The organism is Proteus hauseri (assembly GCF_040139125.1).
In the GTDB taxonomy this organism is placed as follows: domain Bacteria; phylum Pseudomonadota; class Gammaproteobacteria; order Enterobacterales; family Enterobacteriaceae; genus Proteus; species Proteus hauseri_B.
Genome location: NZ_JBEEUB010000005.1, coordinates 51,596 through 78,595 on the forward strand (window position 1 = coordinate 51,596; position 27,000 = coordinate 78,595).

General features: G+C 39.0%; 24 protein-coding genes. 12 read left to right on the forward strand and 12 right to left on the reverse strand.

Translation table 11 applies throughout. The annotated features are described in order from the left end of the window. Positions 1-168: 168 nt before the first annotated feature. A complete protein-coding gene (locus ABN099_RS10000) occupies positions 169-747 on the forward strand; it encodes a TIGR00730 family Rossman fold protein (protein WP_349463584.1) in 579 nt (192 codons plus the stop codon). A gap of 9 nt (positions 748-756) precedes the next feature. Next, the gene (locus ABN099_RS10005) at positions 757-1,221 is read left to right on the forward strand and encodes a GNAT family N-acetyltransferase (RefSeq protein WP_349463585.1); all 465 of its coding nucleotides are present in this window, start codon (positions 757-759) and stop codon (positions 1,219-1,221) included. 76 nt (positions 1,222-1,297) lie between these two features. Here ABN099_RS10005 and ABN099_RS10010 read toward each other — a convergent pair whose 3' ends face one another. From ABN099_RS10010 to moeA, 3 genes are all read right to left on the reverse strand, one after another. Beyond that, positions 1,298-2,998, reverse strand: coding sequence for an amidohydrolase (locus ABN099_RS10010; protein WP_349463586.1), 1,701 nt, complete (start codon positions 2,996-2,998; stop codon positions 1,298-1,300). A gap of 254 nt (positions 2,999-3,252) precedes the next feature. Further along, positions 3,253-4,020, reverse strand: a complete 768-nt coding sequence (gene moeB / locus ABN099_RS10015; protein ID WP_349463587.1) for a molybdopterin-synthase adenylyltransferase MoeB — start codon at positions 4,018-4,020, stop codon at positions 3,253-3,255. 5 nt (positions 4,021-4,025) lie between these two features. Then, on the reverse strand, positions 4,026-5,267 hold the full coding sequence (gene moeA / locus ABN099_RS10020; protein ID WP_349463588.1) for a molybdopterin molybdotransferase MoeA: 1,242 nt from the start codon (positions 5,265-5,267) through the stop codon (positions 4,026-4,028). Positions 5,268-5,481: 214 nt separating this feature from the next. Between moeA and ABN099_RS10025 the strand changes: the two genes are divergently transcribed. The 3 genes from ABN099_RS10025 to yeiB all read left to right on the forward strand — a co-directional run bounded on the left by ABN099_RS10025 (position 5,482) and on the right by yeiB (position 8,619). Then, positions 5,482-6,651: a YbfB/YjiJ family MFS transporter gene (locus ABN099_RS10025; RefSeq protein ID WP_349463589.1), complete on the forward strand. Its 1,170-nt coding sequence runs from the start codon at positions 5,482-5,484 to the stop codon at positions 6,649-6,651. A gap of 147 nt (positions 6,652-6,798) precedes the next feature. Further along, entirely contained in the window at positions 6,799-7,458 is a 660-nt protein-coding gene (folE, locus tag ABN099_RS10030) for a GTP cyclohydrolase I FolE (RefSeq protein ID WP_349463590.1), read from the forward strand. Positions 7,459-7,467: 9 nt separating this feature from the next. Beyond that, the gene (yeiB, locus tag ABN099_RS10035) at positions 7,468-8,619 is read left to right on the forward strand and encodes a DUF418 domain-containing protein YeiB (protein ID WP_349463591.1); all 1,152 of its coding nucleotides are present in this window, start codon (positions 7,468-7,470) and stop codon (positions 8,617-8,619) included. Here the strand turns inward: yeiB and sanA are convergent. The 6 genes from sanA to metG all read right to left on the reverse strand — a co-directional run bounded on the left by sanA (position 8,616) and on the right by metG (position 15,847). After that, a complete protein-coding gene (gene sanA, locus ABN099_RS10040) occupies positions 8,616-9,341 on the reverse strand; it encodes an outer membrane permeability protein SanA (RefSeq protein WP_349463592.1) in 726 nt (241 codons plus the stop codon). The genes yeiB and sanA overlap by 4 nt on opposite strands. A gap of 141 nt (positions 9,342-9,482) precedes the next feature. Next, on the reverse strand, positions 9,483-11,180 hold the full coding sequence (locus ABN099_RS10045) for an NAD-dependent malic enzyme (RefSeq protein WP_349463593.1): 1,698 nt from the start codon (positions 11,178-11,180) through the stop codon (positions 9,483-9,485). Positions 11,181-11,393: 213 nt separating this feature from the next. Further along, the gene (gene cdd, locus ABN099_RS10050) at positions 11,394-12,278 is read right to left on the reverse strand and encodes a cytidine deaminase (RefSeq protein WP_349463594.1); all 885 of its coding nucleotides are present in this window, start codon (positions 12,276-12,278) and stop codon (positions 11,394-11,396) included. A gap of 242 nt (positions 12,279-12,520) precedes the next feature. Further along, positions 12,521-13,216 (reverse strand): CidB/LrgB family autolysis modulator, encoded by a 696-nt coding sequence (locus tag ABN099_RS10055; RefSeq protein ID WP_349463807.1) that lies wholly within the window; start codon positions 13,214-13,216, stop codon positions 12,521-12,523. Further along, positions 13,216-13,683, reverse strand: a complete 468-nt coding sequence (locus ABN099_RS10060; protein ID WP_349463595.1) for a CidA/LrgA family protein — start codon at positions 13,681-13,683, stop codon at positions 13,216-13,218. The genes ABN099_RS10055 and ABN099_RS10060 overlap by 1 nt, the downstream gene beginning before the upstream one ends. Before the next feature lie 136 nt (positions 13,684-13,819). Then, positions 13,820-15,847 carry a methionine--tRNA ligase gene (gene metG / locus ABN099_RS10065; RefSeq protein ID WP_349463596.1) on the reverse strand — a complete coding sequence of 676 codons (2,028 nt, stop codon included), beginning with the start codon at positions 15,845-15,847 and terminating at the stop codon, positions 13,820-13,822. Between the two features lie 204 nt (positions 15,848-16,051). Here metG and apbC point away from each other — a divergent pair, with 204 nt between their 5' ends. From apbC to dcuC, 5 genes are all read left to right on the forward strand, one after another. After that, entirely contained in the window at positions 16,052-17,164 is a 1,113-nt protein-coding gene (gene apbC / locus ABN099_RS10070; RefSeq protein ID WP_349463597.1) for an iron-sulfur cluster carrier protein ApbC, read from the forward strand. A gap of 224 nt (positions 17,165-17,388) precedes the next feature. Continuing rightward, positions 17,389-18,030, forward strand: a complete 642-nt coding sequence (gene udk / locus ABN099_RS10075; RefSeq protein WP_349463598.1) for a uridine kinase — start codon at positions 17,389-17,391, stop codon at positions 18,028-18,030. Positions 18,031-18,098: 68 nt separating this feature from the next. Then, complete coding sequence (gene dcd, locus ABN099_RS10080; RefSeq protein WP_349463600.1) at positions 18,099-18,680, forward strand: dCTP deaminase; 582 nt, start codon at positions 18,099-18,101, stop codon at positions 18,678-18,680. 48 nt (positions 18,681-18,728) lie between these two features. Beyond that, positions 18,729-20,663, forward strand: a complete 1,935-nt coding sequence (gene asmA / locus ABN099_RS10085; protein WP_349463602.1) for an outer membrane assembly protein AsmA — start codon at positions 18,729-18,731, stop codon at positions 20,661-20,663. Positions 20,664-20,945: 282 nt separating this feature from the next. Further along, positions 20,946-22,307, forward strand: a complete 1,362-nt coding sequence (dcuC, locus tag ABN099_RS10090; RefSeq protein ID WP_349463603.1) for an anaerobic C4-dicarboxylate transporter DcuC — start codon at positions 20,946-20,948, stop codon at positions 22,305-22,307. 136 nt (positions 22,308-22,443) lie between these two features. Here the strand turns inward: dcuC and ABN099_RS10095 are convergent, their stop codons facing one another. Both ABN099_RS10095 and ABN099_RS10100 read right to left on the reverse strand, forming a co-directional pair. Further along, entirely contained in the window at positions 22,444-22,743 is a 300-nt protein-coding gene (locus ABN099_RS10095) for a hypothetical protein (RefSeq protein ID WP_349463604.1), read from the reverse strand. 73 nt (positions 22,744-22,816) lie between these two features. Continuing rightward, entirely contained in the window at positions 22,817-24,397 is a 1,581-nt protein-coding gene (locus ABN099_RS10100) for a TerC family protein (RefSeq protein WP_349463605.1), read from the reverse strand. Positions 24,398-24,640: 243 nt separating this feature from the next. Between ABN099_RS10100 and gndA the strand changes: the two genes are divergently transcribed. Both gndA and ABN099_RS10110 read left to right on the forward strand, forming a co-directional pair. Next, positions 24,641-26,047 (forward strand): NADP-dependent phosphogluconate dehydrogenase, encoded by a 1,407-nt coding sequence (gene gndA / locus ABN099_RS10105; protein WP_349463606.1) that lies wholly within the window; start codon positions 24,641-24,643, stop codon positions 26,045-26,047. Positions 26,048-26,207: 160 nt separating this feature from the next. Next, positions 26,208-26,333: a hypothetical protein gene (locus ABN099_RS10110; protein ID WP_349463607.1), complete on the forward strand. Its 126-nt coding sequence runs from the start codon at positions 26,208-26,210 to the stop codon at positions 26,331-26,333. Between the two features lie 66 nt (positions 26,334-26,399). On the opposite strand, the gene ABN099_RS10115 is transcribed toward ABN099_RS10110, so the two are convergent. Then, a complete protein-coding gene (locus tag ABN099_RS10115) occupies positions 26,400-26,999 on the reverse strand; it encodes a fimbrial protein (protein ID WP_349463608.1) in 600 nt (199 codons plus the stop codon). Between the last annotated feature and the right edge of the window lies 1 nt (position 27,000).

Consider the following 27,000-nt stretch of genomic DNA (forward strand, 5'->3'; position numbering starts at 1 on the left):
TTAATAAAAAAACAAGAAAATAAAGTGATTTAAATAAATTAAATTAATAAAAGTGAATAGATAGATATTTTATAAAAATGATAAAATCACTTTTTTTGACCTTTGTAATCAATAATAGCTCAAGTATAATTTCTAACTCGTTTTATACTAGCAAAAAGAGAATGAAAAATGAATAACATAAAATCCATCGCTGTGTATTGTGGTTCAAGTATAGGTGCTTCATCTATTTATAAAGAGCAAGCAATTATTTTTGCCCAAGAGCTGGTTAAACGAAATATCACATTAGTTTATGGTGGTGCAAGTGTGGGAATTATGGGAACGCTTGCTGATACTGTATTACAAGAAGGTGGTAACGTTATTGGTGTTATTCCAACGCTATTAGAAGGACGAGAAATTTCGCATAAAAACCTGACTGAATTGCACGTTGTTGAAACTATGCATCAGCGCAAAAGCAAAATGATTGAGTTAGCTGAAGGTTTTGTTGCATTACCTGGTGGTTTTGGCACGTTAGAAGAGTTTAGTGAGGTGTTTACTTGGAGCCAAATAGGTCTTCATCAAAAACCACTTGGTATACTCAATATTAATCAATTTTACGATCCATTGTTAATGATGATTAATAAAATGGCAGATGAACAATTTTTACACGAAAAATACCGTACAATGGCAATAGTTGAACAGTGTCCAATTCAATTACTCGATAAATTTAATGTTTATGTTGCACCCCCAGTAAAAACCTACAATAAATAAAGGTGAAATATGATAATAATAAGAAAAGCGATTTTGTCTGATGTAGATGAAATTAATATACTTTACACCCATCTTTTTAATGAAATGGCAACGTTACAACCGGAAAGATTAAAACCGGGTAAGCAAGATAAAGCTTTTATTATTAATGGTATCGAAAATGATAAGTTTCATCTTTTAGTTGCTGATTTAGATGGCAAAGTTGTTGGGTTTATCATTTCACAAATTCAAGAAACACCTATGTTTAATTGCTTGGTGCAACGTAAATATATTTATATCTACGATATTGTGGTAGATCCTTGCGTGCGTAGCCAAGGCGTCGGTCGTCAGTTACTTGATACCATGAAGCAATGGGCTAAATCAAAAAAAATGACGCACCTAGAATTATCGGTATTGGCTGAAAATGGTGCTGCAAAGCGTTTTTATGCGCGTGAAGGACTAACAGAAGTGAGCACCATTATGAGCATCGCTTTATAACGAGTAGTACAGTTAAGTTAAATAAGAGATAAAAATAAACCCGCCTTAAAGCGGGTTTATTAATTATATTATTCAGCTAAATTGTGGGTTTCCCCGCAATGATCGTACACAATACCCTGACATTTTCAATATCTTCTGGCGATATTTCAAACAAGTTTCTATCTAATATGATCATATCGGCAAATTTACCTTGTTCTAATGAGCCAATATGGTGTTCTCTCGCTAAGGCATAAGCCGCATTAATGGTCGTTGCACGTAATACTTCAAGTAATGTGAGATTACGATCATTATCAAGACGTGGAGTGGTGACCGCTTTTTGGCGTGTCATCGCAACCTTAAAGTCATACCACTCATTAAGTGGGTCAATAGGCCAATCGCTACCAAAGGCAACAGTAACACCGGCATCAATAAACTTACCTGCGGTTTCTAAATATTCACAACGTGATTTGCCAAGCATTTCAATGTCTTTTTCAATATTATTTTGTTCTGCTGCTGCCCATTGAAATGAAAGAAATGGGTAGGTTTTCAGTTGTGCAAAACGGGCATAATCGCTTTCACACATCAATTCATTATGAGCAAGACCGGGTCTGATATCTTTTTCGGGTAGTGCTTTGCGCATTTCACTGATCGCATCAAGGGCAACACTAATGGCGCCTTCAGCGACAGTATGAATATGGGGGTGATAACCAGCTTGGCTTATTTCAGTGATCAGTGGCGTTAAAATCTCAGGTGAAAAATAGAGATCGCCTAAATGCTCTGAGCGTTGCCAATGTGGAGTGTCATCAGTGCCTACATTAATACGATAAGGTGAATGCAAACGTGCCGTCATAATAGGCGCTTGTAAAACGCCATCAAGAAATAGCTTAATATGACGAATTGTCACACTAGGTTTAGCGCCGTTACTAAGTTGATGCCACTGCGAAAAACGTGTTGCAGCATGATGAACTGCTTTAGGAATATCATTAATGTTGGGCACATCATCAGGCGTGATTTCAACGGCATTTTCAACGCGAATAGTCAGTTCATCCGCTTCTCTTAAGGCATTAAAGGCACGTAACTGAGGTTCGCCAACACGAGCATCCATAATAGTGGTAACACCTTGCTCATTCAGTAATTTTTGAACATGACGTGCAATTTGTAGGTTTTGTGCTGCGGTTAGTGGCGGCAAGCTATCAATGGCTTGCATTGCGGGTGCGTCTTCAAGGATCCCAATCGGCGTTCTATCTGTATCTCGTTCAATATTGCCATCAGGGGGATCTGGCGTTTCAGCTGTAATATTTAATAATGCTAGAGCACGAGAATTTGCGAGTACACTATGGCAATCACTTGAAAATAGTAAAATTGGGCGTTGTGTATTTAGGGTATCAAGATGATAACGCGTCATTTGCACACCTTCAGGTAGCATTGCTTCGCGATACCATGCTGAGACTTTTAGCCATTCGCTATCATTATCAACAGCAAAATTATCAAGATGATTTTGAATATGAGAAAGAATTTCAGGAATTGTCAGCGATTCATAATTAAGGTGGCAACCTGCTAATGTGGCACCACCCCAAAATGGATGCATATGTGCATCAATAATGCCCGGCATGACCATTTTTCCCTGTAAATCAATCTGTTTGGTTTTTTTATTACAGAAAGAACTTACGCTCTCTTTTGTCCCTGTGGCGATAATAAATCCCTGAGATATAGCGATAGCATCAACGATACTGTCATTATTATCGGCAGTGTAGATATATCCGTTGTAATAGAGCGTTTCTGCAATTTGAAATGTCATTATCCTACCTTGTGTTGCTATTTTAATGGTTGTTTTGTGTTCAGTTGTGTTTGTAGAGTATCCAATTACGTTTTAGCAATAAGTATTTGTGAATACTACAAGTTTGTTACATTGATTTAACTGGGGTTTATACTTAAAAAAGAGAGTTAAATACAAGAAAAGATATAAGAGATATAAAAAGCAGAAATATTAAGATGAGATAAGGCAGGGGCTAAAAGCTTATACCTGCCTTATAAATTTTTATAACGAAATGGTTAGTTATCAGGTAAGTTTACTGAACACACTTCACAATGCGGGTTTTTCGGTAAGTTGAATTCACGAAATTGCATTCTCATTGCGTCAAACATAAGCACTTTGCCATGAAGGTTTTCACCATAGCCAGTAAGTAGCTTGATGGCTTCAACAGCTTGTAGTGTTCCAATCGTGCCGACAACAGGTGCCATAATGCCAGCTTCAACGCAACTGAGTGCGTTATCACCAAAAAGATGGCTAAGACAGCGATAACAAGGCTCACCATCTTGGTAGGTAAATACGCTGATTTGACCTTCCATTCTGATTGCAGCACCAGAAACTAGCGGTTTTTTCTGATGAAAGCATAGGCGATTAAGTTGTTCACGTACCATTACGTTATCAGTACAGTCCAGCACAATATTATGTTGGCTAATCAGTACATTTAATGCATCGTCTTCCAGTAATGCATCTACGGTTTCAATAACAACATGGGGGTTAATTGCTGTTAATGTGGCCTTTGCCGAAAGTACTTTGGGCTGACCTATCGTTGCATCGCGATGCAGAATTTGACGTTGAAGATTAGATAACGACACTGTATCAAAATCGAGTAGGGTTAGTTTTCCAACACCGGCTGCCGCTAAATATTGTGATGCGCTACAACCTAACCCACCGGCACCAACAATCAAGACAGAGGCACTTTTCAGCGCCTCTTGACCATCAAAGTCAAAGCCTCGTAATACAATTTGGCGATTGTATCTTAGCGTCTCTTCATCTGTTAGCTCGATACTCATATCGATTATTCGCTTTTTAACAGAGGATTAAATAGTTCGATAGTGACCGTTTCACCGGCGGTTACTTTACCTCGTTCGCGTTCTAAAACGATAAAGCAGTTTGCTGCACTAAAGGAGCTATAAACGTGAGAACCTTGGTGCCCTGTGGTTTCAACTTGCCATACGCCATCGGCATTGATACTGGCAATACCACGTTGAAAATCAAGACGACCAGCTGATTTTTTCAGTGTGCTTTGAGAAATCGCTTGAAAACGTTGCGGTGCTTTCCATTGGCTAAAGCCAGATAAGCGAGCGATTAATGGCTGAACTAATTGATAAAAGGTAACCGTAGCTGAAACTGGATTGCCCGGTAGACCGCAAAACCAAGCATTATGTAAGTGACCAAATGCAAACGGTTTACCCGGCTTAATTGCCAGTTTCCAAAAACCAATTTTGCCAATTTCATCTAGCATCTGTTTGGTGTAATCCGCTTCACCAACAGAAACACCACCACTACTGATGACTAAGTCTGCTTCTTGGTCTGCCTTAATAAAGGTTTCACGCAGTTTTTCTGGTGAATCAGGAATAACGCCTAAATCTAAGACTTCACAACCGAGTTTTTCAAGCATTAAGCGTACTGCAAAACGGTTGGTATCGTAAATTTGACCCGCTTTTAGTGGCTGACCAATCGTTTGTAGTTCATCACCCGTTGAGAAAACGGCAACTTTTAATTGACGATAAACCTGTACATTGGCAATACCTAACGAGGCAATTAACGGTAATTGAGCTGTAGAGAGTTTTGTACCAGCGGCTAATACCGTATCGTTTTCTCTGATATCTTCACCAATATGGCGGATGTTTTGCCCTTTTTTAGCTGGGTGAGGAAAGCGAACACCGTTTTCAGTCACTTCTGCTTCTTCTTGCATAATGACAGTGTCTACACCTGCTGGCACCATTGCGCCAGTCATAATACGGACACATTGACCAACGGGTAGTTCACCCTCAAAAGGTACGCCAGCAAAAGCTTTACCTGCAATAGGGAGTGGAGTTTGGTCATTTAAATCTGCATAACGAAGACCGTAACCATCCATTGCAGAATTATCAAAAGGTGGCACATTTAGGGGTGAAGTAATGTCTTCACTTAAAATATAACCTGCTGCATTATTTAATGGGATGCTAAGGGTGTCTGTTATTGCCACCGGTTTTTCAAGCAGTTTTTCTAGCGCTTCATCAAGGGATAACAAACCGCTAACGTGACATTGACTCATTATAAACTCCAAAATCCATAGAACTGTTTTGTTTTATCTCATAATACTAATCTATCATGATGAGCCTCATCATGTCAGAGATCATCTTGAGGATAAAAACAAAACCTGATTGAATAGTAAAAATGTTAACTATTTAAGGTTTAATTGTTATTAAATATGTTAATGATAACGACAGCAAACCGCGAATATAACCAGAATTTAATTGTGGATATCCATGAATACGCCAAATTATCAAAGTCATTCAGCACAAGCATTTCATATCGCTTTTAGTGGATTTCTGGCATTAGTTGTTGCGATGGGAATAGGACGTTTCACCTTTACACCACAAGTACCACTGATGATTAGTGGATCTCAATTAACACTCACCAGTGCCAGTATTGTTGCTGCATTCAATTATTTGGGCTATTTAGCGGGCTCTTATGATGCAATGAAAGCGGTTCGCGGTGTCGGTTATCGGTTATGGGCAGGATTATGGGGTGCAGTAATTATCACCTTGTTATCTGCTTTTTTAAATGATGCTGTTATGCATAGCATTGCTCGCTTTTTTATTGGTTGGGCAAGTGGTTGGACTTTAGTGCTGGTGGCTTCATGGGCAAATGAGTTACTCGCACGCCTTAATCGCCCGGCATTAAGTGTCGCGGTTTATGCTGGCACTGGCGTTGGCATATTTATAAGCGGTATTCTTGCTGTGCTAATTATGAAATGGCAGTTGAGTGCAACAGCAGGGTGGTTAGTTTATGGTTCATTGGCGCTTATTTGCGCTATATATGTAAGCTATCATTTACCCAAGCCTTGGTTGATGAATCGTGATGAAGTTAACGTTGAGCCTTTAACGCTTACCGCACCAATGAAAAAATTGATTTTGGGTTATACCTTTGCCGGCTTTGGCTATATTTTACCTGCGACCTTTCTTTCTCAAATGGCGGCAGAACGCTTTCCCGGAAGCTTAGTTGCTCAGTTTGTTTGGCCTATTTTTGGTGCATCAGCGGCGTTGTGTATTGGTATTGCGATTTTAACGCGTAATCTATTAAATACACAGTTACGATTAGCGATAACGCTTTGGTTACAAGCATTAGGAATTATTATTGCACTATGGGTGTCATCTATTACAGGGCTAGCAATAGGGGCATTTTTAATTGGTGGTGGCTTAATGTGTGCGGTTCAACTCGCTTTTTTACGTGGTAAAGCGTTGGCGCCAAATCATGGGCGCTATATTGCTGGATTACTCACCACGTTTTATGCGATAGGGCAGTTAGTAGGACCCGTTATTTCATCACTTTCTACCGCATTAACGGGAAAATTAGAGCCTGCATTATATGTGGCATTTATCGTCTTGATTGTGGGTGGTTTTCTGGTTTGTATAAAAGATAAAAGTAATATCTGAAATAAAAATTGTTCATACAAAAATGCAATAATTTCATAACGAAAAGTGCTGTATTGCTGGATAATGTGATTCAGGTCATCTAAAGTGTAGGTTGTTATCGCAGACAACGAAACAGATACTTATTTAATGTATTTATCGGAGAGTCCAATGTCATCATTAAGTAAAGAGGCGCAATGGGTACATGCTGCGTTAGTTGAACGTGGTTTGGAAACGCCTCTACGTGAGCCAAAATTCTCTCCAAGTGAGAGTAAACAGCAAATTGAACATCACATGACTGAAGTGATGAAACTGTTAAACCTTGATTTAAGTGATGACAGTTTGGCTGAAACACCACGTCGCATAGCTAAAATGTATGTTGATGAAATATTCTCAGGGCTGGACTATCACAACTTCCCAAAAATCACACTTATCGAAAATAAAATGCAAGTGGATGAGATGGTAACGGTCCGTGATATCACCTTAACCAGTACTTGTGAACACCATTTTGTGACCATAGATGGCAAAGCCACAGTGGCTTATATCCCTAAAGATAAAGTGATTGGCTTATCAAAAATTAATCGTATTGTGCAGTTTTTTGCACAACGGCCTCAAGTGCAAGAGCGTTTAACCCAGCAAATTTTACTTGCATTACAAACCTTACTTGGTACTAAAAATGTAGCAGTATCTATCGATGCTGTTCACTATTGTGTAAAAGCACGTGGCATCCGCGATGCTACGAGTGCAACAACAACAACCTCGCTAGGTGGATTGTTTAAATCCAGTCAGAATACGCGTCAGGAATTTTTACGCGCCGTTCGTCATCTTTGAGAATAATGAATGAATAATTCGTCAAATCAACGCATTGAAGCTCTAGATGCGTTGAGAGGAATGGCAATCCTTGGCATTTTATTACTCAATATTTCTGGCTTTGCGCTACTGAGAATTGCCTCGTTTAATCCGGTTCATGGTGGCGAGGCATCTTTTAGTGAGCGTATAACATGGATGGTGTTGAATTTATTTGCACAGGGCAAGTTCCTGTTTATTTTTGCTCTCTTGTTTGGTGGTACGCTCTATTTACTTTTGCATAGAGGCTCACGCTGGAATATTTCTCGCCTTATTATTCTTATCTTAATTGGTCTATTCCATACTCTCTTTATTTGGGAAGGTGACATCCTATTTCCTTATGCGATATGTGGGTTATTTGCTCTCTCTTTTATTAAATCGACCACAATAAAACAGCAGCTCTTTTTAGGCGCTATGCTCTATTTTTTAGGCGCGGTTATTCTTGGTTTGCTGTTTTATTACTATCGCGATTTTGCCGATTTTGTTTGGTATAGCACGCCTTATTCTCAACTCAGTGAATCAAGTTGGAAAACGGGTGATTACATTACCAGTATCTATTTTCGTTGGCAGGAATTAAGCCTATTTTTATTTAATTTAGTGCGTCAATATAGCTGGTTTTTATTGGGTGCGATGCTGATGGGGTCTGCATTAATGGCATCGGGTTGGTTACAACAAAAATATAGTCGAACACATTATGGTTATGTTGCTCTCTATTTCCTAACCACCAGCTTGCTATTACAAACAGGTATTGTGCTGACGGATTATTATTTAAATTGGAATTACCATTGGTCTGCAATAATAGCTCAGCCACTTACCATGCTTATTCAGGTGATACAAAGCTTAGGATATATTGCGTTGCTATATTGGAGCTGGCCATTAATACAACACTCGTTTTTTGCTTACGCGCTACGTTGTGTCGGAAAAATGGCACTGACTATCTATTTAACGCAAAGCATTATAGGTGTCGTCATTTTTCAGCATATGGGGCTGTTTAATCAATTTACCTTGCCTGAGCTAATGCCTTTTGTCGCGGTTATTTGGCTGATTAACATTACATTTGCTATTTTTTGGTTACGTTATTTTCAACAAGGTCCAATGGAGTGGCTTTGGCGTAAATCATCAACATGGTTGGCTAACTGCTTTTAATTACTTTTGCTATCAGCGAGAGGAAGTGATTCAACTTCCTCTGGTGATACCGCTGGGTAACCTTTTGTACCTTCAGGGATCGTGTGAACGGGAGGAATTGCTTCTGGTGGTCCCAAAAAACGAGGTTCACGTTTAAGAATATAAAGATCGATTATTGCCCCTGTTCTAGCCAGTATTTCGCGAACACGCACTTTAAACATACTCTTTGGTGATGCAACAGCGAAACATTGTGCATCAATGCCTTTTTCTAAGGCAATAAACACGGCTCGTTCACAATGAAAACGCTGAGTAATTATAGTAAAGCCATCTGTACCAAAAACCTCTTTGGTACGAACAACAGAATCGAGTGTTCTAAAGCCAGCAAAATCCATCACAATACGAGACGCTGGCACACCTGCTTTAATAAGGTCTTTGCGCATCGTATTGGGTTCGTTATAACTATGTTGAGAGTTATCACCGCTTAATAGTAAATATTGCACTTTTCCGCTGTTATAAGCGTTTACCGCGCCCTGAATACGATATTGATAAAACTGATTAATATAACCACTGGTATAATATTTAGACGTACCTAAAACCATACCCACCTTTTTAGCGGGGAGCTTGTCGATATCATCAAAAATATATTGATTAGTTTTCCAACCGATCCAGCGATCACAAGCAATAAGCGCAATAGCCAGTATCGTGAATAGTGTAAAAAATAGATAGATGAGGCGTTTTAGCATTTCCTTGCCTTAGTGACGCATGATTTTAATAACACAATTACACTAAAGGCTACTTGAGCAAGCATAGGGAAGCAAGAAAAAAGCGTGTCATATTGGCTAATGGCACGCTTTTCAGAATGGTACTCAGTATTCTAACTAAGATTAGAATGAAGTACGTTTATAGATACGGTATTTCGGTTCCCAATAGTTTTGTTCTATCGCTTCATCTAATGCTGAGTCTGAAGTGACTGTTGCAACACCTTGCACTTGAGCTTCTTTGGCAACTTGTTTGGCGATATAACGCGAAACTTGTTGAATATCAGCAAGTAAAGGTAGCAATGAACCATTACCATCTTTTGCCATTGGTGAGCAGTCAGCTAATGCTCGGCTTGCAACCATCAGCATGGCATCAGTCACACGTTTTGCACCACTTGCGATAGCACCTAAGCCAATTCCTGGGAAGATATAAGAGTTATTGCATTGTGCAATTTGATACACGTTATCTTTATATGTTACAGGTGCAAATGGGCTACCAGTAGCAACCAGTGCGTGTCCATCAGTCCAATTGATAATGTCTTCAGGGCGTGCTTCAACGCGTGAAGTTGGATTTGATAAAGGCATAACAATAGGGCGCTCGCAATGCTTATGCATTTCACGAATGATCTCTTCAGTGAATAAGCCAGCTTGTCCGGAAACACCAATTAGAATGGTTGGTTTTGCATTCTTAACCACTTCTAATAGAGAAATTGCATCACTTTCGTTTTCCCAATTAGCAATAGTTTCCGTTTTTTGAATTAACTTGCTTTGAAAATCGAGGAGATTTGGCAGTTTATCTGTTAATAAGCCGAAACGGTCAACCATGAAAATACGTTCACGGGCTTGCTCGTCACTTAAACCTTCAGATTTCATTTGGGCAATAATTTGCTCTGCAATACCACAACCAGCAGAACCTGCGCCTAAGAAAGTTACGGTTTGATCTTTTAATTGACGACCAGCAGCACGGCTAGCAGCAATTAAGCTCCCTAATGTGACAGCAGCAGTACCTTGAATATCATCGTTAAAGCAACATAATTCATCACGATAACGGTTTAATAATGGCATCGCATTTTTCTGAGCAAAGTCTTCAAATTGCAGTAAAACATTTGGCCAGCGACGTTTAACCGCTTGGATAAATTCATCAACAAATTCGTTATATTCGTCACCTGTAATACGAGGATGACGCCATCCCATATAAAGAGGGTCGTTTAAGCGTTGTGGGTTATTGGTACCAACATCTAACACAACAGGTAAGGTATAAGCGGGGCTAATACCACCACAAGCGGTGTATAACGAAAGTTTACCGATAGGAATACCCATACCACCGATACCCTGATCGCCTAAACCAAGGATACGTTCACCATCAGTAACAACAATCACTTTTACGTTTTGTTTGGTGGCGTTTTGTAGCATGTCATCAATATTTGCGCGATTAGGATAAGAGATAAAAAGTCCACGCGCACGACGGTAAATATCAGAGAAGTGTTCACAAGCTTCACCGACTGTTGGTGTATAAATGATAGGCATCATTTCAGTCAGATGTGATTCCAATAAACGATAAAATAGGGTTTCATTGGTATCTTGGATATTTCTAAGATAGATATGTTTATCGTTATCGTTCTTGAAATCAAGATATTGGCGATAAGCACGTTCTACCTGTTCTTCAATGGTTTCTACTGCTTCTGGTAGTAAACCATGTAAGTTAAAGGTGTTGCGTTCTTCTTCGCTGAAAGCACTACCTTTATTTAACAGGGGAAATTCAAGCAGGATTGGTCCTGCATACGGGATATAGAGAGGGCGTTTACTTTCGTGTTCCAGTTCCATGAAAAATACTCTTGTAAGGCAGTTAGTCACATGACAATTGTAGATCCTACAAAATAATAAAAATATGTACAGCTTATGTTATTTTTTTATGATTTTTATGCTTGGAAATGAGAGATAGATACAGTTGTTACGACTTTTTCTGGTAAGCATCAGCAAAATTTACATGCTGATGCTTTTTTAGGAGCTATTTTTCGAGGAATAAGTTAAAAATTTTTACAAAGTGATGCGTTGCATCTGACGGCAACCTAAAGCGGTTAATGTTGCTTGTGTTGCATCCCATTGTGTTAATATTGTGTCTGCTTTTTCAACTAAAACCGCAGATTCAATATCCATCACACTTTCACCCGCCATATTTAATGCAATTAAAGCCGCTTGAAGTGGTGGCATACTCGGATTGAACGCTGCATTTTCGGCATAACTGCCTTGGAAAATTCTGCCATCTTTCATTTGAACCGCAATACCACTATGAGATTGGCTATAAGGAGCATGACTGCGATTAGCGGCAAGCAATGCTTGTTGTGCTAATTCACTTGGGTTATCAATTTGGTAACCGTGATTGACTTTATCCATTAAAAGCGTGGTGATATTGAGATCTTTAGGACCAAAACTATCAGGCAGATAGTCACCCAGTGTTGCTGCTTTTCTACCAGGTAGATGAATTTGAATCTGTGTGCCGCTATTTAGCTCATTCATAAATTGGCGACAGTGACCACAAGGTGTGTAGTTAACGGTAATTGCAGATAAACGTGTTTCACCTTTTAGCCATGCATGAGTAATAGCACTTTGTTCAGCGTGAACGGTTTGTTGCAATGGCGCACCCGCAAATTCCATATTAGCGCCAAAATAGAGATTACCACTTTCGCCACGAGCAACTGCACCAACATTAAAATGTGAAATAGGCGCTACCGCACAAGCGGCTGCGACAGGAAGAAGTGCTAGTGCAAGATAGTCATCATTACATTGTAACTGTTTTTTTATCTCATTTGCCTGCTGCGCGGTAAACATAGCCGGGAATTCAGCCTGCTCAATATAAGGAGCAAGTGCTTGTTGTAGCTGAGGGGATAAATCTGACCAAATTGCTTGAAAGCGAGTATGCATATATAAATCTCCCATTAACCTTTCTTTATTATAAGATTTTAGGCATCTTTATCCATTCTTATATGTGATTAAAATCATACTTTCAATGAAACTATTGCAACAAGTTAGCTAATTGAGAGATGCATCTCAAATTTTATAGCAAATTCTTTCATTAAATGAGTGTCTACAAGTGTTGACATGATAAATATCGCGTATTTCTAAAATAGATTAACGCCTTCGCTCAAAGAGACGAAGGCGTTAAATTAACCAAAAAGATGAAGTATAAAAGGGAAAATAAAAGGTGCAGTGAGTGAAGTAATAATCCCACAAGTCATTAGCGCTAATGAGCTATAAGCCCCTTCGATATAATCAATTTCAGCCGCTCTTGCTGTACCTACTGCGTGAGAGACTGTCCCCATTGCCAAACCACGAGATGCATGGGTAGGAATACGTAATATTCTAAATAGCGTATGACCAAAAATGGCACCTAAAATACCTACTGCAATAACACATGCAGCACTGATTGCAGGAATACCACCTATAGAATCCGCTACTGCCATCGCAATAGGTGTTGTAACAGACTTTGGTAATACAGATGCAGCAATTTCTGGCGTTGCACCTGCCCATAATGCAATCGCTGTACCACTTGCCATGGCTGCAATACTACCAATAAAACAGATACTAATAAGTGATTTCCACTGAGCACGAATTTGATGTAATTGCTGATAAAGAGGAATGGCTAAAGCCACAACCGCAGGTTGCAGTAAGTCATTTAAAATGCGGCTACCCGCAAAGTATTGTTCATATGACGTGTGTGTTACTAATAAAATGGGAATAATAACCACTATCGCAATAAGAAGCGGATTTAAAATAGGTAATTTGAATCGAACCGCAAGTTTACGCGCTAAGTAAAAAACAATAAGGCTTAGGGGTAATGACCACCAAATATTCATTAGCATTAACATTTTTTCTTCTCACTTACGGCCTTATCTTTATCATCTTGTTCAGCGTCAATCACATCGTCTACTTGGTCAGGTTTTGAACCCACAATGATGCGTTCACGATGAACATAGTGTGAGCAATATGCGACTAATGCCATCACACCAAAGGTACTAACAACGCACGCTAAAACGATAGGAAAGAGTTGTTGACTCAATAAATCATAATAGCTCATTACACCTACTCCGATAGGAATAAAGAGTAATGACATATTTTTCAATAGAATATTGGCACCCGGTTTAACCCAACGTAAAGGAATAAGTTGGAATGCAAGTAAACCAAACAAAATAAGTAATCCGACGATACTGCCTGGAACTGAAAAAGGTAGAAGAGCCGAAATTAAGTTGCCGGCAAAAAGGCAAAGATACAGAACTAAGAATGCTCGTACATAATGCCAGAGCGTAATCAGCGCCCGATTTGATTTCATAAATAAGTGTCCTAAATCAACTGACGTATTCATGATACAACCAATCTTCAAAGTGTGCTATGGATCACAATAAAAAAAGAGCGGGGCTCTTAATAGAACCCCGCCACATATTTATTGGCTCAATGAATTTTGGTTGTTATTTCACTTGATGACCTGGTTTTGCACCGTTGTCTGGGCTAAGTAAAAAGATATCTTCACCACCAGGACCTGCTGCCATTACCATCCCTTCGGAAATACCAAAACGCATTTTACGAGGTGCTAAGTTTGCTACCATAACGGTTAAGCGACCTTCTAACACTTTAGGATCTGGGTATGCTGTACGAATACCTGAGAATACTTGGCGGGTTTCGCCACCTAAATCTAAAATTAATTTTAGCAGTTTATCTGAACCTTCTACGAAATCTGCTTGTTTAATTTCAGCAATACGCATATCAACTTTAGCAAAATCATCAAACTTAATGGTTTCTTGAATTGGCTCGTCTGCTAATGGACCTGTCACTTCTTTAATTGGTGCTATTGTGCTTCTAGAGGCTTCAACCATGGCATCTGCTTTATCCATATCAATACGGTTAAATAGTGCTTTAAATTTAGTAATTTCTTGACCTAAAAGTGGCTGCGCTAGCGAATCCCAAGTTAATTCTGTTTGCAAGAATGCTTCAGTACGCTCTGTTAATGAAGGTAAAATTGGTTTCAGGTAAGTCATTAGTACACGGAATAAGTTAATTCCCATTGTACAAATTGCCTGCAACTCCGCATCTTTACCTTCTTGTTTTGCAACAACCCATGGCGCTTTTTCGTCAATATAACGGTTAGCTTCATCCGCTAATGCCATAATTTCACGAATCGCTTTACCGTATTCACGGCTTTCAAAGGACTGTGCAATGGTGGTTTGCATGTCAACAAAATGCTGATACAGCTTAGGATCATCAAGTGTATCTGCTAATTTGCCATCAAAACGTTTACTGATAAAACCTGCTGTACGTGAAGCCAGGTTAACTACTTTATTAACGATATCGCTATTTACGCGTTGTACGAAGTCTTCTAAGTTTAGGTCAATATCATCAATACGTGATGAAAGTTTTGCAGCGTAGTAATAACGCAAGCAATCAGCATCAAAATGGTCAAGATAAGCACGCGCAGTAATAAATGTACCGCGAGATTTGGACATTTTGGCACCATTTACGGTGACATAACCGTGAACAAATAGGTTTGTCGGTTTGCGGTATTCGCTACCTTCTAGCATTGCAGGCCAGAATAAGCTGTGGAAATAGACAATATCTTTACCAATAAAGTGATAAAGATCGGTCTTGCTCTCTTTATTCCAAAACTCATCAAAACTTAAATCACCACGTTTTTCACATAGGTTTAAGAATGAACTCATATAACCAATAGGGGCATCAAGCCAAACGTAGAAGTATTTACCCGGCGCATCTGGGATTTCAAACCCAAAATAAGGTGCATCACGGGTGATATCCCACTGTTGTAAACCACTATCAAACCACTCTTGCATTTTGTTAGCGACTTGCTCTTGCAGTGCGCCAGAACGGATCCATGCTTGTAGCATGTTGCTAAATGCCGGTAAGTCAAAAAAGTAGTGTTCAGTTTGACGCATTACAGGCGTTGAGCCTGAAACAACAGAGCGTGGGTTAATCAATTCGGTTGGGCTATAAGTAGAGCCGCACACTTCGCAGTTATCGCCGTATTGGTCTTCAGCTTTACATTTAGGGCAGGTACCTTTTACAAAGCGGTCAGGCAAGAACATGCCTTTTTCTTCATCATAAAGCTGTGAAATGGTTTTGCTTTTAATATGGCCATTTTTTTTCAACGCGAGATAAATGTTAGTCGATAGTTCACGACTTTCATCACTGTGAGTTGAGTGATAGTTATCATAGCTAATATTAAAGCCAGCAAAATCCTGCTGATGCTCTTGGCTCATTTCGTCTATCATTGCTTCTGGAGTGATACCCAGTTGTTGAGCTTTCAGCATAATTGGTGTGCCGTGAGCATCGTCAGCGCAGATGAAATGAACTTCTTTGCCGCGCATTCGGTGGTAACGGACCCAGATATCTGCCTGAATGTGCTCAAGGATATGACCGAGATGAATTGAACCGTTAGCATAAGGTAACGCGCAGGTTACCAATAATTTATTCGCGACGTGAGACATAGTAAGGATCTTACTTCCATAAAATTAATAAAAGGGACTTTGATGTTAACCTATCCGCCACCATGTCGCTAGGGCAATAATGGAGTTTTTGCAAGAGAAATTTCCGTTGGCAAATTGAGGTAAGGCATTATCGTAGTCATCTACTATCTGATATGATAGATGCACTCATATATTTAATAAATAATGAAAACGAGAGGAGCCGGGATGAGTGAAAAATCCCCCGAGCAGACCACCCCTGAGATTCTGAAAGAAAAAGTTTCAGGTGTCTTGTCTACTTTTGAACACCCGACATTGAAACGTAATCTGCTTTCACTAAAAGCGTTACATCAATGTGCGATGATTGACGATGTTCTCCATCTTGAACTGGTAATGCCATTTGTTTGGAAAAAACCATTTCAGACTTTAATTGAAGAAAAAACCGCCGAACTTCGCAAAATCACGGGCGCAAAAGCCATCGAATGGAAACTTAAGCACAATATTTCCACCTTACGCCGCGCTAATGATTTGCCAGGTGTAAATGGTGTTCGTAATATTCTTGCTGTGAGTTCTGGTAAAGGTGGTGTTGGTAAATCAAGTACTGCGGTTAATCTTGCTTTAGCGTTAGCGCAAGAAGGCGCAAAAGTCGGTATTCTTGATGCTGATATTTACGGACCTTCTATTCCTAATATGTTAGGTACCACCATGGAGCGTCCAACGTCTCCAGACGGTCAACATATGGCACCAATTATGGCTTATGGGTTAGCTTCTAACTCGATTGGCTATTTGGTTACAGACGATAATGCAATGGTTTGGCGTGGTCCTATGGCAAGTAAAGCGTTAATGCAGATGCTGCAAGACACGCTATGGCCTGATTTGGATTACCTCGTTATCGATATGCCACCAGGAACAGGTGATATTCAATTAACCTTATCTCAGAACATCCCTGTAACAGCTGCGGTTGTGGTTACAACGCCACAAGATATCGCGCTGGTGGATGCAATGAAAGGTATTGTCATGTTCAAGAAAGTCAATGTGCCTGTATTAGGTATTATTGAAAACATGAGTGCGCATATTTGTAGCAACTGTGGTCATTTGGAACCTATCTTTGGTACAGGTGGCGCAGCAAAATTGGCTGAAAAATATAACTGTCTGTTGTTAGGTCAAATACCTCTTCATATCTCTTTACGTGAAGATTTAGACCGCGGTCAACCAACAGTTATGCGTGATCCAGAAGGTGAGTTCGCTGATATTTATCGTGAAATTGCCTCTAATGTATCAGCACAAATGTTCTGGGATGGCGATGCTATTCCTACGGAAATCTCTTTCCGTGCGGTTTAAGTTATAATTTAGATAATTCAATGAATTATTTATTGATTAAAATGGGAAGTCATTTGGCTTTCCATTTTTTTATCTATCATTTCTGACTGTTTTTGATAAAAAACAAATAGATTTCTGGTTTTACGCTGGAACCCGAGTGATTTCAAAACTATAATCTGCGTTAGCGTAATGTTTACATATTATTACGTTATCCCTCTTTTTATTTCAAACCAGGTTTTTTTATTATGGCTGACACAGCACATCAGTGCACAATTGTAGGTATCGCAGGAGCCTCTGCTTCAGGTAAAAGTCTTATTGCTAGCACACTTTACCGTGAATTAAGAGCGCAAGTAGGTGATCATAATATCGGTGTGATACCAGAAGATTGCTACTATCGTGACCAAAGTGATTTAACGATGGAAGAGCGATATAAGGTCAATTATGACCACCCTAATTCGATGGATCACTCACTTTTGTATCAACATTTGTGTGAACTCAAAGCAGGAAATGCCATCGAACTCCCTCAATATGACTACGTCGCTCACACTCGCAAATCAGAAACCATTCATTTTAAACCAAAAAAAGTTATTATCATTGAAGGTATTCTATTATTAACAGATAAACGCCTGCGTGAAGAGATGGATTTTTCTATCTTTGTCGATACTCCACTTGATATTTGCTTGATGCGTCGTATTAAACGTGATGTTAACGAACGTGGACGTAGTTTAGATTCGGTCATTGAACAATATAATAAAACCGTTCGTCCGATGTTCTTTCAATTTATCGAACCTTCTAAACAATATGCCGATATTATTGTTCCTAGAGGGGGTAAAAACCGCGTTGCGATTGATATATTAAAAGCAAAAATCGGACAGTTTTGCGAATAATTAGTTTCATTTGTGGGCAGCTTTCATGCATGATGAAACTGCCTATTTAACTTGAAGAGGGAAATAAAATGCGATTATGCGACCGTGATATTATTCAGTGGCTAGATGACGGAAAGTTAGTCATTGAACCACGTCCGCCTATCGAGCGAATTAACGGCGCAACAGCGGATGTTCGTTTAGGAAATCAATTTCGTGTTTTCCAAGGACATACTGCCGCTTATATCGACCTTAGTGGTCCTAAAGCTGAAGTCAACGAAGCGTTAGAGCGTGTCATGAGCGATGAAATTGTTTTACCTGAAGGTGAAGCGTTTTATTTGCACCCAGGCGAACTCGCGTTAGCGGTAACACTTGAATCCGTTACATTACCCGATAATGTTGTAGGATGGTTAGATGGACGCTCATCATTAGCTCGTTTAGGCTTAATGGTGCATGTTACTGCTCATCGTATTGATCCTGGTTGGCATGGGCAAATCGTATTAGAGTTTTTTAATTCAGGTAAAATACCATTAGCATTAAGACCAGGTATGGTGATTGGCGCATTAAGCTTTGAACCAATGTCCGGTCCAGCGGACAGACCTTACAACCGCCGCCAAGATGCAAAATATAAAAATCAGCAAGGGGCTGTTGGTAGTAGAATTAGTGAAGATTAACTATTCTTTATAATAATTATTATCAGATTTCATTAAGCGGGTAATTATATGAAAAGGTTGCTGACAACACTGGCTATTTTGCTTGTCGTTATTATTGCTGGCTTAACGGCATTAGTTTTGCTCATTAACCCAAATGATTTCCGTGGATATTTAGTCGAAAGAGTTGAAAAACAGAGCGGTTATAAGCTGACGTTACAAGATGATATGCGCTGGCATGTGTGGCCAAAACTAAGCATCATTACTGGTAAAATGTCACTTTCTGCGCCTGATGCAGAGCAGCCTTTAGTTACTGCCGATAATATGCGTCTTGATGTTGAATTATGGCCGCTACTTTCTCATCAACTCGAAATAAAAGAAGTTATGCTAAAAGGGGCAGTGGTTCGACAAACACCAGAAAGCCGAGCCCTTCCTAAGATCTCGACACCGGCAATACCTAAAAGCCAATCACATTCAAGCATTGAGCCAAGAGCAAACCGTTGGCAGCTAAATATTGCTAAAGTGAACATTACTGATAGCTTGCTAATTTGGCAAACGGATAATGGCGAGCAACTTAATCTGCGTGATATCAATTTATCGCTTAAAACAGATGCTCAGCAGCAAGTAAAACTGGAAATGAGCACGAAAGTAAATCGTGATCGTCGAGAAGTTGCTTTTAGCTTAAAAGCTGATGCAGATATGAGTGAATATCCATATCAAATCAGCGGTAATATTACACAATTTGATTATGTTTTATCTGGCATGGGATTCCCTGAAAATGGTATTCAAGGTAGCTTGACCTCTCGCTTTAGTTATAAAAATGGAAAATCAAATAGCATCTTATTTGATAACCTAGTTTTGCTTGCTAATGAAAGCCAACTTCAGGGGCATATTAGTGCCGATTTTGCACAAAAAGCGCGTTATGAAGTGGTACTAAACAGCGGATCTTTGAATCTCAACACGTTATTACCTAATTTAACGCCACCTACAGTATCTGAAACTTCATTCGTTACCCCAAAATTAGATAATAAAAAATCACCGTCATTTACGTTATTTAATACAGCTTATGCAGCGCCTGCACCAAATGCCACAATCATGACACGTCCTGTCATTACCTCCGTTATTAACGAAAATAAAGAATATGATTTAACGCATTGGGGGAATACAGACTTTACTGTGAATTTAGCGTTTAATAAGCTGATTTATAAAGATTTAGAAATTAATAACTTCAGATTTAATGCAGTGAATATGCAAAAGGCATTAAAAATTCAGACATTAGCAGGGCAAATTCTTAACGGTGAGTTTTCTCTTCCTATCGTGGTTTCCACTAGCATTATTCCTGCGCATATTAGTATGGATATCACGCTAAAAGATATTCCACTACAGCCGCTATTACGAGCTTTTGAACAGCCTGAAAATTTCAGTGGATTAATTTCAGCAAAGGGTAATTTAGAGGGCTCTGGATATAATCGCGATGCATTTCTTAATAGTTGGCAAGGTACTATTGATACCACTTTGACCCAATTTAAGATGCAAGGTCTAAATATTCCTCAAGTTATCCAACAATCTATTGCTCAAGCCACAGATAAGGTGATTTCGCCAGAAGATATCGCAAGTTATACACAAGCAGACAGCGTAATTGCCCAATTTAGATTAGGACAAAAAGGGCGTATGACCTTAACCGCTCTTGATGCTCAAGCCGATGCAGCAAGCATTAAAGGGCAGGGTGAAATTAACCTTCAGCGCCATAATCTGGATATTATGTTGATGGTTAATATTAAAAAGGGTTGGGGAAAAGAGAACGAATTTGTTCGCCAGCTGACTAAAATTGCTATTCCACTTCGACTTTATGGTGATTGGAGTGCAATTCAATATGAATTTGATGTAGAAAAATTACTGCGCGATCAACTACAGCAAAAAGCAAAACAAGCTATCGATAACTGGCTTAATAAGCAAGATGAAAGCCCTGAAGTAAAAGTGCTTAATCAGTTATTGAAGAAAATTTAATCACGCCATTTTTAACTCCATCACACTCTTAACTCTTAACAAAAGCACACTATTTTGATAATCGTGTGCTTTTTGCTTTATATCTATCATTTAATTTATGTTTTGAATAAATAGTAAGCATTCGTGCTATATGGATATGAAAAAATAGTCGTTTTTTTTGATATATGTCATACACTGCACTGTTCGCTTTGGGCAGAGTGTCTCAATCGCATTAAACGCAAAAATGATGATAACAATAAAACACTTCATTTTCTTAATCACTATGTATGACAGGAACTGTAAATGATCGAAATTCTTATTGGTGCTCTAGTCGCTGTAGGCGTCGGACGCTATATTGTGAAAGGCTATTCACCAACAGGTGTGTTAATGACAGGCGGCCTATTATTACTGATTATCAGTGTAATAATGGGAAGAGCGGTATTACCACCAAGTGCAGCAGCAACAGGATATGGTTTAATTGATATCGTTGAGTATGTGAAAAATCTACTTATGAGCCGTGGTGGCGATTTAGGTATGATGATCATGATACTTTGTGGTTTTGCCGCTTACATGACACATATTGGTGCCAATGATGTTGTGGTAAAATTAGCCTCTCGCCCACTAAAAATGATCAACTCACCTTATCTTTTGATGGTTGCGGCTTATATCGTTGCTTGTCTGATGTCATTAGCCGTTTCTTCTGCAACAGGTTTAGGTGTGTTGTTAATGGCAACACTGTTCCCTGTTATGGTTAATATGGGAATAAGTCGTGGTGCAGCAGCAGCTATCTGTGCATCTCCCGCTTCTATCATTTTAGCCCCAACATCAGGTGATGTTATTTTAGCCGCAGAAGCGTCTAAAATGCCGCTGATTGATTTTGCTTTTAAAACCACATTACCTATCTCAATTGCCGCTATTATCGGTATGTGTATCGCTCACTTCTTCTGGCAGCGTTATCTTGACCGTAAAGAGCACATTGAAACAGAAATGCTTGATGTAAATGAGATCAAAACTCATGCACCTTCGTTTTATGCCATTTTGCCTTTCACGCCAATTATCGGTGTTTTGGTCTTTGATGGTAAATGGTTACCAGAATTGCATATCGTCGCTATTATTATTATCTGTATGATCCTTGCGGCAGTTATCGAATTTATTCGTAGCTTTAGCGCTAAACAAGTTTTTGAAGGCTTAGAAGTTGCTTATCGTGGAATGGCTGATGCTTTTGCACAAGTCGTTATGCTATTAGTTGCAGCAGGCGTATTTGCTCAAGGCTTAACAACCGTTGGCTTTATTAATGCGCTTATCGATGGTGCACAGGCATTAGGTTCTGGTGCTATTGTTATGATGATTGCCTTGGTGCTTATCACCATGTTAGCAGCAATGACAACGGGTTCTGGTAACGCACCATTCTATGCTTTCGTTGAATTAATTCCGCGTTTAGCAAGCAATATGGGTGTTAACCCTGCTTACTTAACTATTCCAATGTTACAAGCATCAAACTTAGGTCGTACCTTATCACCGGTTTCTGGTGTTGTGGTGGCAGTTTCTGGTATGGCAAAAATCTCACCATTTGAAGTAATGAAACGTGTTTCTGTTCCTGTATTAGTAGGTTTAGTGATCGTTATTGTTGCAACCGAGATTTTAGTACCAAGTACATTAGGATAAGTATTAAACAGTATCGAGTTACCCATAAAACAATGAGATAACTCAATAAAGCAGTACACTAAATTAACGGGCTTTGTGATAAACAAAGTCCGTTTTTTATATGTATTCAATGCTAAATAGGAAATAGATTTAGTTATTAAGTTGACTGAATAAACGCATCCGCGACTTTTCTCGGACCTTCATAAATCTCAATAACGCTTAATTCTTCTAATAAGTGATGGGGAGCATGTTCAACTAAAAACTGTAAATAACCTTCACTTACCCAATGATCTCTCTTTTTCAATGTTTGTATGATTTCAATGGATAAACTCCAAGCACTGGATCTATCAGGCAGTAGGGTGGTGGGATAGTAATAACCGTTAAAAGGTGGTGGCGATTCTCGCCCCTTTTCATTTACGTTTAGCCAAACAATTTTGACGTTAATCTTATGATTCATAGGCAATTGGATACAAAATTGAGATAAAAAAATATCCGCCATAAAGACGGATATTACAATTTTTTAAGCAAGATTATGCTTCATCAACATTTTCATCGTCATCAATAACGGGCTCAACAATGCGTACTTTGTTAATACGGTGATTGTTCACTTCTAATGGCTCAAATTCAATGCCATCAATCATCACTTTTTCGCCGACTCTTGGTACACGTTGTAAGTGCTCCATAAGTAATCCAGCTAGCGTTTCATACTCACGCTTTTCATCCAACTTGATTGGAATATAAAGCACCAAATCTTCAAGTGGAGTGAAGCCATTAACTGTCCATGAGCCATCTTCATTTTGTGAGATATCGTGGCGAGAATCGTTTTCTTCTGAGCTAACCGGTAAATTACCAGCAATGGTTTCCATTACATCTGTTAACGTCACAATACCTTCAACAGAACCAAACTCATCGACGACAAACGCAAAGTGCGTGTGTGCGTTACGGAATTGCTCTAATGCTTGCAGTAGTGATAAGCCTTCAGGGAAAATAAGCGGCTGTTTTACCAGTAAACGTAGATTTAGCTCTTCATCTCGCAACTGTTGATTAAGTAATTGGATTACATTAACAACACCAACAGGTTCATCGCTATGTTGCTCATCAGTAATCACAAGGCGTGAATGCGGATCTTTCTCTAACAATTCACGAATATCATCTTGAGTCGCGTTTAAATCAACATATTCTACATCATGGCGCGATGTCATTATGCTGTTTACATTTCGCTGGCTTAATCCAAGCACACGTACAATCATTTGGCGCTCTTGAGGATCAAAAGCCTCTTCTGTATTAGCAATTAAATCTGAGGTGTGTGGATCTAATTCAGAAGAATCAGGTTTACCATTAATTATCCGTAAAACAGCATCAGCGGTACGTTCACGTAAAGAACGAGATGCTGTTAAGAAGCGACGGCGGTTAAATTGTGCAAGCTGATTAAATACCTCTATCATGATAGAGAAACCTATCGCAGCATACAGATAACCTTTTGGAATGGCATAACCAAAACCTTCGGCAACCAGCGCGAAACCAATCATCAGTAAGAAGCTTAAACACAAAATAACAATGGTTGGGTGATTGTTAACAAAGGTAGTTAATGGCTTACTTGCAAGGATCATCAAGAACATTGCAATAGTCACTGCTGCAACCATGACACCCAAATGATCAACCATACCCACAGCGGTTATCACTGAATCAAGTGAGAACACTGCATCTAGCACGATAATTTGCGCAACTACAGACCAAAAACGGGTCGTTTTACGCTGTTTTCCTTCATTGTGATCTTTGCCTTCTAGCCGTTCATTAAGCTCCATTGTGGCTTTAAACAGCAAGAATATCCCCCCAATAAGCATGATTAAATCTCTTGCACTGAAGGGGTGATCAAATAAAGTGATAATTGGCTTGGTTAGTGTAATTAGCCACGAAAGACTAAATAACAGAACAACACGCATGACTAACGCGCATAATAAACCTGTTATACGAGCTTTATCTCTTAATTTTGCTGGAAGTTTGTCTGCCAGAATGGCAATGAAAACAAGGTTATCGATACCGAGTACGATTTCAAGAACAATAAGGGTGGCCAGTCCAGCCCATATCGTCGGATCTACGATCCATTCCATACAGTTTGTTTTACCTTCTATAAAGACGGCTCATGCCGACTTAAGAATAATGAGCAATTTGAAGGAATTTTTCAATAATTTATTATCAATATAGATGTAATTATTTCATTTTATGCAAAAGAGTGCGATATCGATTGCATCAATAACTACCACCAATTGAGAGAGTGAGTTACTATGTGATCAGGTTAACAAATTGTCAGTACTTAGAGACTGGCAGGTATATTTTCAGACGGGAGTTATTTCATGTCAAAACAGCAAATCGGCGTGGTTGGTATGGCAGTTATGGGACGTAACCTTGCGCTAAATATTGAAAGCCGTGGTTATTCTGTATCTATCTACAACCGTTCAAGTGATAAAACGAACGAAGTTATCGCTGAAAACCCAGGTAAAAAACTGGTAGCTAACTACTCTATTGAAGAATTTGTTGATTCATTAGAGAAACCGCGTCGTATTTTGTTAATGGTAAAAGCGGGTGAAGCTACAGACAAAACAATTGCTGCACTGACACCTCATTTAGATAAGGGTGATATCCTTATTGATGGCGGAAATACTTTCTTCAAAGATACTATTCGTCGTAATCGTGAATTATCTGCTCAAGGCTTTAACTTTATTGGTACCGGTGTTTCAGGTGGTGAAGAGGGCGCATTAAAAGGTCCTTCAATTATGCCTGGCGGTCAAAAAGAAGCTTATGAATTAGTTGCGCCAATTCTTGAAAAAATTGCTGCTGTTGCTGATGGCGAACCTTGTGTCACTTATATTGGTGCTGATGGTGCTGGTCACTATGTGAAAATGGTTCACAACGGTATCGAATATGGTGATATGCAACTGATTGCTGAAGCTTACTCTGTACTGAAACACTCTTTAGGTTTATCTAATGAAGAGTTAGCAGAAGCTTTTACTGAGTGGAATCAGGGCGAATTAAGCAGTTATTTAATTGAAATCACGGCCGATATCTTCCGTAAAAAAGATGACGAAGGCAAATACCTCGTTGATGTTATTCTTGATGAAGCGGCAAATAAAGGAACAGGTAAATGGACTAGCCAAAGTTCATTAGATTTAGGTGTTCCAGTAACACTTATCACTGAGTCTGTATTTGCACGTTATATCTCTTCACTAAAAGATCAACGTGTTGCCGCATCTAAAGTGTTATCAGGTCCAGCACCTAAAGCCTTTACTGGTGATAAAAAAGCCTTTATCGAAAATGTTCGTCGCGCACTTTATTTAGGTAAAATCGTCTCTTATGCTCAAGGTTTCCAACAACTGAAAGCAGCATCAGATGAATATAATTGGGATCTTAATTACGGCGAAATCGCGAAAATTTTCCGCGCTGGCTGTATTATTCGTGCACAATTCCTGCAAAAAATCACGGATGCTTATAACGAAGACGCCAATATCGCAAACCTGTTATTAGCACCTTATTTTAAAAATATTGCTGACGAATACCAACAAGCACTGCGTGACGTTGTTTGTTATGGTGTTCAAGCGGGTATTCCTACACCGACTTTCTCAGCGGCAATTTCTTATTACGATAGCTATCGTGCAGAAGTATTACCAGCAAACCTAATTCAAGCTCAACGTGACTATTTTGGTGCGCATACTTATAAACGCACTGATAAAGATGGCGTATTCCATACCGAGTGGATGGAATAAGGTGTTAAATTTTAAGCTATAAAAACGTATTGATATTACATTATTGAAATTGAAAAGGGCTGATTATTCAGCCCTTTTTTGTTTTTAAACGATTAAAGTCGATCACAGCTTTATCGTATTATTTGCACGAAGTGAAATTGTATTCTTTAAGAATAGCGACGTGGTTAACATTCCAGCTGATCGCTTTATTTCCGTTTGTGTACAGATGCCAGAGCAATCAATTTATAATGTGAAAATACGTGAGGTGGAAGAAGCACAGAAAGCGGAAGGAAATACATTCCGTTGATTGTTAGTTTTATATACAAATATAGAGGAGAATGACTCCTCTATTATTAATACAATAGCTACTTAGTTATTTGTATTGCAGAGTATAAACAACACTACTATTAACTTTACCTGCTGTTGTTGTGCCTGTTGCGTAATATTCAACCGCGTATGGCAGTATAGCTTTCTGATCTTTTAAGTTTACATAAATGGTATCAGTAACTTGTTTAGTATTACCGACTTTAATTGGTGTAAAGTTATTACTGCCATCTAATAATTGTAATTGAACAAAAGTAGCACCAGTTGCTGATACATCCATATTAATTAGTCTGCCAGCAGCTTGGTCAACGGTAGGTCCTGTTTCAAAGAAAGCCGAAACTTTGCCATGCACTGTGGCAATAGTATTAGCTCTAGTAATAACTACATCATCGTAGAAATTGCAATCATAAAGATTCATATTGAATGCAGTGCGGCCAGTGACTTGTCCTGCTTGAGATAGGGTGTTTGTACTTACTGTTGGCAATGTTATAAGTGCATTTGGTCCTTGACCTTCTATATCAACTTTGCATGTAGTATCCGTTAATTCCCCATTAAAATTTATATTCCCAGTATTATCAGCAGCAAGTACTGTGCCTGTTATTACACTTAATGCGACAAAAAGTGATGTACTTAAAAGAGTATTATTCATT

Bases quoted from the DNA above. Each gene is read 5' to 3' on its own strand.
- yeiB (WP_349463591.1), top strand. From the start codon at position 7,468: ATGAATAATTCGTCAAATCAACGCATTGAAGCTCTAGATGCGTTGAGA.
- ABN099_RS10010 (WP_349463586.1), bottom strand. From the start codon at position 2,998: ATGACATTTCAAATTGCAGAAACGCTCTATTACAACGGATATATCTAC.
- moeA (WP_349463588.1), bottom strand. From the start codon at position 5,267: ATGAGTCAATGTCACGTTAGCGGTTTGTTATCCCTTGATGAAGCGCTA.
- moeB (WP_349463587.1), bottom strand. From the start codon at position 4,020: ATGAGTATCGAGCTAACAGATGAAGAGACGCTAAGATACAATCGCCAA.
- ABN099_RS10115 (WP_349463608.1), bottom strand. From the start codon at position 26,999: ATGAATAATACTCTTTTAAGTACATCACTTTTTGTCGCATTAAGTGTA.
- ABN099_RS10060 (WP_349463595.1), bottom strand. From the start codon at position 13,683: ATGAAATCAAATCGGGCGCTGATTACGCTCTGGCATTATGTACGAGCA.
- ABN099_RS10055 (WP_349463807.1), bottom strand. From the start codon at position 13,216: ATGCTAATGAATATTTGGTGGTCATTACCCCTAAGCCTTATTGTTTTT.
- ABN099_RS10045 (WP_349463593.1), bottom strand. From the start codon at position 11,180: ATGGAACTGGAACACGAAAGTAAACGCCCTCTCTATATCCCGTATGCA.
- ABN099_RS10000 (WP_349463584.1), top strand. From the start codon at position 169: ATGAATAACATAAAATCCATCGCTGTGTATTGTGGTTCAAGTATAGGT.
- dcuC (WP_349463603.1), top strand. From the start codon at position 20,946: ATGATCGAAATTCTTATTGGTGCTCTAGTCGCTGTAGGCGTCGGACGC.
- cdd (WP_349463594.1), bottom strand. From the start codon at position 12,278: ATGCATACTCGCTTTCAAGCAATTTGGTCAGATTTATCCCCTCAGCTA.
- ABN099_RS10005 (WP_349463585.1), top strand. From the start codon at position 757: ATGATAATAATAAGAAAAGCGATTTTGTCTGATGTAGATGAAATTAAT.
- metG (WP_349463596.1), bottom strand. From the start codon at position 15,847: ATGTCTCACGTCGCGAATAAATTATTGGTAACCTGCGCGTTACCTTAT.
- ABN099_RS10025 (WP_349463589.1), top strand. From the start codon at position 5,482: ATGAATACGCCAAATTATCAAAGTCATTCAGCACAAGCATTTCATATC.
- gndA (WP_349463606.1), top strand. From the start codon at position 24,641: ATGTCAAAACAGCAAATCGGCGTGGTTGGTATGGCAGTTATGGGACGT.
- ABN099_RS10095 (WP_349463604.1), bottom strand. From the start codon at position 22,743: ATGAATCATAAGATTAACGTCAAAATTGTTTGGCTAAACGTAAATGAA.
- udk (WP_349463598.1), top strand. From the start codon at position 17,389: ATGGCTGACACAGCACATCAGTGCACAATTGTAGGTATCGCAGGAGCC.
- asmA (WP_349463602.1), top strand. From the start codon at position 18,729: ATGAAAAGGTTGCTGACAACACTGGCTATTTTGCTTGTCGTTATTATT.
- sanA (WP_349463592.1), bottom strand. From the start codon at position 9,341: ATGCTAAAACGCCTCATCTATCTATTTTTTACACTATTCACGATACTG.
- dcd (WP_349463600.1), top strand. From the start codon at position 18,099: ATGCGATTATGCGACCGTGATATTATTCAGTGGCTAGATGACGGAAAG.
- apbC (WP_349463597.1), top strand. From the start codon at position 16,052: ATGAGTGAAAAATCCCCCGAGCAGACCACCCCTGAGATTCTGAAAGAA.
- ABN099_RS10100 (WP_349463605.1), bottom strand. From the start codon at position 24,397: ATGGAATGGATCGTAGATCCGACGATATGGGCTGGACTGGCCACCCTT.
- folE (WP_349463590.1), top strand. From the start codon at position 6,799: ATGTCATCATTAAGTAAAGAGGCGCAATGGGTACATGCTGCGTTAGTT.